This is a genomic window from Actinacidiphila sp. bgisy167 (assembly GCF_057707665.1).
Genome location: NZ_JBYIQP010000206.1, coordinates 1 through 1,249 on the forward strand (window position 1 = coordinate 1; position 1,249 = coordinate 1,249).

The 1,249-nt window shown below is 72.0% G+C and carries 1 protein-coding gene; it reads left to right on the forward strand.

Features of this window, described 5'->3' with window-relative positions; genetic code table 11:
• The first annotated feature begins 87 nt into the window (after positions 1 to 87).
• On the forward strand, positions 88 to 1,050 hold the full coding sequence (locus tag AC3ET4_RS30805) for a zinc-binding dehydrogenase (protein WP_431955262.1): 963 nt from the start codon (positions 88 to 90) through the stop codon (positions 1,048 to 1,050).
• Positions 1,051 to 1,249: the final 199 nt, after the last annotated feature.

Consider the following 1,249-nt stretch of genomic DNA (forward strand, 5'->3'; position numbering starts at 1 on the left):
CACCTGCTCCCCCCCCCCCCCCCCTCGGCGCGTGTCACATCACCGCGCGCTTACGCCGGGGCAGCGCGCGGCGCTAGCGTCACGGTCATGTTCGCTGCCTACGCCGCCCGAATCGACCGCGACCGGCCCCTGAACGGCCTCGAACTCGGGGAGCGCCCCGAGCCGCAGGCCCGGCCCGGCTGGAGCACCGTCACCGTCAAGGCCGCCTCCCTGAACCACCACGACCTCTGGTCGCTGCGCGGGGTGGGACTCGGCGAGGAGAGCCTGCCGATGATCCTCGGCTGCGACGCCGCCGGGATCGACGAGCAGGGGAACGAGGTCGTCGTCTACCCCGTCGTGGGCCTCAGCGGGCACGGGGTCGGCCCCGACGAGCCGCGGAGCATCCTCACCGAGAGGTACCAGGGCACCTTCGCCGAGAAGGTCTCCGTGCCCACCTGGAACCTGCTGCCCAAGCCGAAAAAGCTCTCCTTCGAGGAGGCTGCCTGCCTGCCCACCGCCTGGCTGACCGCCTACCGGATGCTCTTCACCAACGCGGGCGTGCGCCCCGGTGACACCGTCCTGGTCCAGGGCGCCGGCGGCGGTGTCGCCACGGCCGCGATCGTGCTGGCCAAGGCCGCGGGCCTGCGGGTCTTCGCCACCAGCCGCGACGAGGCCAAACGCAAGCGCGCCGAGGACCTCGGCGCCGACGCCGCCTTCGAGCCGGGCGCCCGGCTGCCGCAGCGCGTGGACGCGGTCATCGAGACCGTCGGCGCCGCGACCTGGTCGCACTCCGTCAAGTCGCTGCGCCCGGGCGGGACGCTGGTGATCTCCGGCGCCACCTCGGGTCCCCACCCGAAGGCCGCCGAGCTGAACCGGATCTTCTTCCTGGAGCTCAAGGTCGTCGGCTCGACCATGGGGACCAAGGACGAGCTGGCGGATCTGCTGAGCTTCTGCGCGCTGACCGGGGTGCGCCCGGTCGTCGACACGGTGCTGCCGTTGGACCGGGCCCGCGAGGGCTTCGAGAAGATGGCGGGCGGCGACCTGTTCGGGAAGGTGGTCCTGACCGTCTGACGTGTCGGCCTCACGGTCCGGGGCCGATGTAGGCGGCCCCGGACCTCAGCTTGATCTTTAAGTGTGCTGCTCGGCTGTGTCACGTCGAAGTCTGTCCGCTTTTTGCTGTTTCTTGCCGACTGGGTGGCGGGGTGCGGGGGTGGAGGTGCGGCCTTTGGGGCGGCCGGGGCCGGGACGGGAGGCTTTCGGCGCGCTGGCT

Coding starts and splice junctions, on each gene's coding strand:
- AC3ET4_RS30805 (WP_431955262.1), top strand. CDS start 88: ATGTTCGCTGCCTACGCCGCCCGAATCGACCGCGACCGGCCCCTGAAC.